6 protein-coding genes and 2 pseudogenes are annotated in these 6,170 nt (G+C 63.2%); 7 read left to right on the plus strand and 1 reads right to left on the minus strand.

Features of this window, described 5'->3' with window-relative positions; all coding sequences use genetic code 11:
• Positions 1 to 146: 146 nt before the first annotated feature.
• The 3 genes from ACLBX9_RS21245 to ACLBX9_RS21255 all read left to right on the plus strand — a co-directional run bounded on the left by ACLBX9_RS21245 (position 147) and on the right by ACLBX9_RS21255 (position 1,250).
• Positions 147 to 422: a hypothetical protein gene (locus ACLBX9_RS21245; RefSeq protein ID WP_158169031.1), complete on the plus strand. Its 276-nt coding sequence runs from the start codon at positions 147 to 149 to the stop codon at positions 420 to 422.
• 231 nt (positions 423 to 653) lie between these two features.
• Complete coding sequence (locus ACLBX9_RS21250; protein WP_447720331.1) at positions 654 to 947, plus strand: hypothetical protein; 294 nt, start codon at positions 654 to 656, stop codon at positions 945 to 947.
• 108 nt (positions 948 to 1,055) lie between these two features.
• Positions 1,056 to 1,250 carry a hypothetical protein gene (locus ACLBX9_RS21255; protein ID WP_010687615.1) on the plus strand — a complete coding sequence of 65 codons (195 nt, stop codon included), beginning with the start codon at positions 1,056 to 1,058 and terminating at the stop codon, positions 1,248 to 1,250.
• Between the two features lie 386 nt (positions 1,251 to 1,636).
• On the opposite strand, the pseudogene ACLBX9_RS21260 reads toward ACLBX9_RS21255, so the two are convergent.
• A pseudogene (locus ACLBX9_RS21260) lies at positions 1,637 to 1,943 on the minus strand (IS3 family transposase); the annotation flags it as partial.
• Between the two features lie 846 nt (positions 1,944 to 2,789).
• On the opposite strand from ACLBX9_RS21260, the gene ACLBX9_RS21265 reads away from it, so the two are divergent.
• The 4 genes and pseudogenes from ACLBX9_RS21265 to ACLBX9_RS21280 all read left to right on the plus strand — a co-directional run.
• Positions 2,790 to 4,259 carry a methyl-accepting chemotaxis protein gene (locus ACLBX9_RS21265; protein WP_447720332.1) on the plus strand — a complete coding sequence of 490 codons (1,470 nt, stop codon included), beginning with the start codon at positions 2,790 to 2,792 and terminating at the stop codon, positions 4,257 to 4,259.
• 26 nt (positions 4,260 to 4,285) lie between these two features.
• A complete protein-coding gene (locus ACLBX9_RS21270) occupies positions 4,286 to 4,588 on the plus strand; it encodes a hypothetical protein (protein WP_158169033.1) in 303 nt (100 codons plus the stop codon).
• Between the two features lie 537 nt (positions 4,589 to 5,125).
• A pseudogene (locus tag ACLBX9_RS21275) lies at positions 5,126 to 5,258 on the plus strand (IS110 family transposase); the annotation flags it as partial.
• Between the two features lie 328 nt (positions 5,259 to 5,586).
• Positions 5,587 to 6,170 (plus strand): LuxR C-terminal-related transcriptional regulator (locus ACLBX9_RS21280; RefSeq protein WP_447720303.1); only part of this gene is annotated, 584 nt, incomplete at its 3' end.

Genomic DNA, 6,170 nt, shown 5'->3' on the forward strand with positions numbered 1-6,170 from the left:
CAATAATTTGAGCATCGGCCATGAACTACGTAGGAATATGCTTTTTTACTGAGATCGGTCGCTGTTTATGCGGCCCGGTCGCGGGTGGAAGCGGCAATGCTGTCACGAACGATCAGGCCGGCCGTCCGTCCGTGGGCGATCTGCACGTGAGCCTCGCCGCCGTCTCGACGAGTGGGGTCCGCACATCTGAAGCTTCCGCGGCCGGCGGCGGCGGCCAGGGCAAGAGCTCGGCCTTCGCCGGCTCGGGCGGTCGGTCCGGCGACACCCTTCTCGGCTTCGGATCCATGAGCGCGGCGGAGCCAAGTTGGGGGAGCGGGTCCGGTGGCGCGCCGACGCCTGAGCTGAATGCCGGCCTCGGCCTGCTCCTGGCGGGCTTCACGGTCGTCGTTCTGCGGCGCAGGCGCAGACGCCAGCCCGCCTGAACCGGGCCTCCTGAGGCATCACGGCGCCCCGCAGCGGCGAACGGCCGTCCTGGACGTGGACCTCCTTGACGTGGACCGGGCGGGTCTTCCTGTCCCGCCTGCGCGTCCGGCGGCACCCTGCCGGCTGCTGCGGCGTCCGCGGGCGTTGCGGCGCGCCTTGCGTCGGACCTGCGGTGGCGCATAGGACGGTGACGCAGCCGAGGGGCAGCCGTCGCGGTCATCGAGGGTCGATTGCAGGATCTGGAGCAGGGCAGCGCGGAAGCGGTCTACGTCTCGGCCATGGTCGGGGAGATGATGGAGCGTGTCCTTGAGGACGCCCTCGTCGACCTCGCGAAGGCGAAGGGCTCCGCTTACCTCGACATGTTCGTCGAGCGCGAGTTGGCCCGCTACGCGGACCTGTTCCGCGAGCGGCCGAGCGACCGACCCGAGACCAGCGGCATGCTGCGCGCCTGGTTCGCGGTGGAGGGCCGCGCGGCGCTCCGGGCCGTGCTCGCACGCGCCAGTGCCGAAGCGCGGCGCGATTGAAGCGGCCGGGGATACGCCGCGTGAGGCTCGTCTCGCGGGGCGGATGGCCTAACTCAGTGGGCCGCTGCCCTGGCTTGCGCGAGGGCGTGCAAGTCCAGGAGGACCGACATGGCTGGAGACCGATCTGGTGAGCGCGCGGCGCTCGATGCCGAGGTCGAGGAAACCCAGGGCATCATCGCGAGACTGCGCGCGGCCGCTGACGGTACGCCGCCCGGACACAGTTCGCGGGTCGCGCTGAAGGCGGCCGAGGAGAAGCTGGCCGCCTTGGTCAAACAGCTGACCCGGCGGGACCAGACGGGCTAGGCGAGAACGCTCTCCGCGGAAGCCGATGCCGGTCCGGCGTCGAACAATGCATGACGTCGGACAGCGCATGACAACGAGAAGCCGGGGCTGCACGCCCAGCGTCGTGCACCGGATGGCGGGCGGAAGGCCGATCGCCCGCAAGCCGCGACGATCAGCCTCCGCGGCACGCCGCCCGGTTCCTGATCGTGCGGCGAATAGCTGGCGCTTGGCCGGCTAGCTTTGGGCCAGGCTGTTTGAGAGGATCAGCCCAGACCGAAGACGAGGAGCAGGTCGTGCTTGGACTAGCTTCAGCTTGGACTAGCTTCGGTTGAGTGAGAGCAGTTTGGGGAGCGATGCCCCTTTCGAACTGGGTGGGGCTGGTGAAGCCGAGCGCCGCGTGACGGCGTCGGGGATTGTGAAAGCCATCGATGTAACCGGCCAGCGCGCCGGACATGGGCGAGCAGGACGAGATCCTCGCGCTGCCGCATCGAGGCCGGACGCTTCTTCGAGGCGAAGGCGCCGCTCGGATTGACGTCGAGAACCTTGCACAGGCGCGCGACCGGGAAGTCGTTCTTGTCCGCCTCGACGAGGCGGAACCTCATCGACGTCCCTCCTCGGGCCGAAAAAGGCCGTCGCCCGCTTCAGGATCTCCCGCTCCTGGCGCAGCACCGCGTGCTCGCGTCGCAGGCGCTCGAGCTCAGCGGCCATATCCGCCTCCGGTCTGCCATCGGGACCCTCCTCCAGGAAGAGAGCGCTTCACTTTTGCGGTGCAAGTCCAGCCCGCACCAGGGTTCGGCGCGTGGATGCACAGCTGCGCGTGCGAGCGGCCTCCGATCGAGAAAGTGTTCTCACCGAGGTGGTAGCAATGGATCCAGCCGGGCGTCAGAGTGGCGTGGTACGTCCACGAACTCCGGTTTGGTTCAAGCTTATCATCGATCCTCAAGGTATGAGACGTAGCTTGGCCAAGGTGGTACGGACTGATCATTCAGCGCGACTTGTAGGATAGATCAGCGCCGTTGTTCCAAGCCATCAGACTTCCCGCAGGACCACTCTCCGACGGACTGCGACAAATTTCGATCGGACGAGATGGCGGCGTCCACGCTCTTGTATCGCCGCATGAGGGCGGATCGACCAGTTTCCAGCCTGAGCAGCTTGCCGCAACCGAACCGGGTCGTCCGCAGGACAGCCATCGGCGTGTTCCAAAAGCAGTTACTGTCCGGCCATCCGGCGAACCCTCGACCCGGTGTCGTCGTGCATCAGTCGGCATGCCGGCGGAAATCCCACGGGCTGAAGCTCCTGATGCGCTCACCACGTCGGTCTTGGCAAAGCTCCGGCCTGATCGGTGGGCCGGCATAGGCGGCGGCACATGCCTCACGGCATGGCAGGTTTTCTTCCACATCTCTCAAGCCGGACCTCCATGTGTGCGGTTTGATACAAATCCCGTCACAAATTCTCGGCGCCGTGAATGCGCACCGGTCGCGCAATCAAGAATCTAGCAAAATACGATCGAGTACAACTAAAACCGGCCTTTTGAGCACTTATAGGATCGAGGAAAATCTGATGTTCGCCTATCGCAAAAACGATGCGAAGTTGAATGCAGCCTACGCTTCGCAGGCTGTGATTGAATTTGCGCTCGATGGCACGGTGAGATGGGCAAATGACAATTTCTTGAATGCGCTGGGTTACAAGCTCGATGAGATTAAAGGTAAACACCATCGAACATTCGTAGATCCCGCAGAACAGGGATCAGCCTATGAACAGTTCTGGGCCACACTGCGGCGGGGAGAGTTTCAGACAGCGGAGTACAAGCGGATCGGCAAGGACGGCCGCCAAGTGTGGATCCAAGCGAGCTACTCACCGCTGATCGGCCGCAACGGCAAACCTTACGGCGTCATCAAATTCGCGCACGATATCACCAAGCAGAAGCTGTGGAATGCCGATTGTGAAGGCAAATTGCGTGCGCTTGACCGATCGCAGGGCATCATCGAGTTCAATCTCGACGGCACCGTCATCACCGCCAACCCAAATTTTCTAGCTCTGGTCGGCTACACTCTCGACGAAATCAGAGGAAGACAGCATCGTGTGTTCGTAGATCCGGCTGAGCTTGGCCCGGAATACGATCGGTTCTGGAGCAGCCTGCGTCAAGGAGAGTTCCAACAGGCCGAGTACAAACGAGTCGGGAGGGGCGGACGCGTCGTCTACATCCAAGCGACTTACAACCCTGTCGCTGATGCGTCAGGCAAGCTGGTTAAGGTCGTGAAGTTTGCCACCGACATCACAGCGGCAGCCCACAAGCGCCTTGAGCGGGATCGCCTTCAGAAGGCGGTCGACACCGACCTCGACGGGATCGCCGCATCTGTCTCAAAGGCGTCAGAGCAGGCGGTTGGCGCGGCCAGCGCTTCCGAGCAGGCGGCCGGCAACGCGCAGAATGTCGCGGCCGGTGCCGAGGAACTGGCGGCGTCGGTTCGTGAAATCAGCCAGCAGGTGGGGCGCGCCCTCGCCGTAACGCGGCGCGCCGTCGATCAGTCGGAAGCGACCTCGATCGTCGTCGGCGGCCTCGCGGCCGCGGCCCAGCGCATCGGCGAGGTGGTGGATATGATCAACGGCATCGCCAGCCAAACGAACCTGCTCGCCTTGAACGCGACCATCGAGGCGGCGCGGGCTGGGGAAGCCGGCAAAGGGTTTGCGGTCGTGGCTGCCGAGGTCAAGGAGTTGGCAGCCCAGACCGCGAAAGCGACCGACAACATCAGCGCTCAGATCCGACAGACCCAGGCCGCCGCGACCGAGGCCGCCGCTGCGATCTCGGGCATTGGCGAGACGATCGGCGAGGTCAATGCGATCTCGAGCGCGATCTCGGCCTCGGTCGAGCAGCAAGCCGCGGTCGCGCAGGAGATGTCGGCCAGCATGCACGCGATGACGGCCGCCGTGACAGAGATCAGCCAAGGTGTGAGCGTCATCGCGATCGCCACACGAGAGATCGCGAGTGCATCCCAACAAGTACGGGATGCCTCCCACAGCATGGCCGCTTGATCGAGGGGCAAAGACTGATGTCGAACGTGAGCATCTTCCCTACGGCGCGCCGCGACGGAGCACATATGTGCCGCCTCGCGTTGGGCCTGAGCCAAGCGCATGACGGTGGAATCGATCTTGGATCGCGGCTGCCACACATTCACGCGGGAGCCCAAGACTTGATGGTATTAGCGGAAAAACTCCGCGCTGCTGTCGAAACGATCGAAACGGATGATTCTACAGCAAGCCTCTTCGGGGTCGGCTTGCTTTCCGCTATCCACATGTGCATCGCAAATGTACAAAAATTGGCTGTCAAATCAAATGAGCTGCCGAATCAAATACATGAATAGTCCAAAGTTCGATATCAAATTTGATATTTTAATATAGACGTCATTGCCTTCACAGTAAATATCCTGTGAAGATAAAACGGGCGCATATCTGGAAATTTGCACTCCACCAGACTCTATCGTGTTCGATATCATCTTTTATGACTGTAAACATCTGACCGACACAGCGAGGTCCGCTTCCGTGCGTTTCAGCGCAGAGGCGGACCGGTGCAAACCCGGCTCAGGCAGACGGCCCGCTGGCGACCTCAATGCCAGTCGTCAGAGCTGAGCCATATCTGGCAGCCCCGGCCGATCTCTGACAGAGTCTCCGATATTGCTGTGCCTTGATTTGCAAGGTGCAATGCTGCCGAGAGATTTTCTCTCAGGTGCTGTTGCCGGATGGGGGGCAAATGCGCGGATCCCTGCTGCGCGGGCTCAGGATCACATCGGCGTCCAAAGAAAGCGCAGAGCTCCGTCAGCACGACAACAGAGATTGCCGTCCATCTTCCAGAATGAGCTTTGCGTTAAAGACGGTGCCATGATGTCATACGGTACGCGTCCCGGACGCGCGACCGGCTGGCCAAGCAACGCACGCAGCTGGTGACCATGATCCGCGGCCTGCTCGCCGGGTTCGGGATCGAGAGGGCGCGGAGCCTGCGCCCTGCGCGCGAACTGGCGGCCCGCCTCCGCATCGCCGATCGGATCGCCGCATCAAGCGCGGTCGGGAGGACGCGAGAAGGGCGACTTCGGAGCGCCGCTGTCGCGACCGCGCACCTGACGATGCGTTTCACCTGGGTACGTGGCAGCTTGGGCAGACAGTCATTCGCTGGGAAAGTTGATTCAGCGCGCCCCTCGAAACTGGGCGTTCCAGATTGAGACAATCTTGTGCGCCACAGGTATTTACCTTGCGCTGAAAGGTACATTTTTGATCAATATCGGCGCGAAAAATCTGGAATAAGAATTGAAACTACGTACCCGAGCCCGGCCATTTGTATCAAGCCGGGAGAGAGAGGTGCGAGGTCATGAGTACGGCCGTTGGCGTCCTGATCCTTGATGAACCGCAGGACCTGAGCGCGACTGTTCGCGCGACACTGGAGCACATGCCCGAGCTCCACACGATCGGCGAGGCGGATCTGGATCGGGCGAACACCGACACGACCGTCGCGCTGATCTTCCTCGACGAGATCCGGCTTGCCGACGGGATCGCCCGCATCGTCGGCCTGAAGGAGCGTCAGCCCAACCTGCGCACGCTGGTGGCCTTCGGCGCGCTCGCGGCGGATGACCTGCGCGCGCTGCTGGCTGCGGGCGTCGACGCGTTCGTGGCGCGCTCGAAGTCGCCCCGGGAACTCGGCGCCGCGCTGCTGGCGCTCGCGGAGGGCTCGGACTGCCTGACACCGCCGGAGCAGCCCGATGCGGCGGCGAGCGAGGCGGCCGACAGCCTGGGCCTCACGCCCCGCGAGGCCGAGGTGCTGCGCTTCCTCAGCTCCGGCTTCAGCAACAAGGAGGTCGCCCGGCGGCTGGCGCTGAGCGTGCGCACCGTCGAGACCCACCGGCTCAACCTGCGCCGCAAGACCCAGACGGGCCGCCTCAAGGATCTGGTCTCGCT

This window comes from Methylobacterium sp. A49B, assembly GCF_053346215.1.

What these genes read in the sequence shown, in the direction of transcription:
- ACLBX9_RS21255 (WP_010687615.1), top strand. Translation starts at nt 1,056, where the DNA reads ATGGCTGGAGACCGATCTGGTGAGCGCGCGGCGCTCGATGCCGAGGTC.
- ACLBX9_RS21265 (WP_447720332.1), top strand. Translation starts at nt 2,790, where the DNA reads ATGTTCGCCTATCGCAAAAACGATGCGAAGTTGAATGCAGCCTACGCT.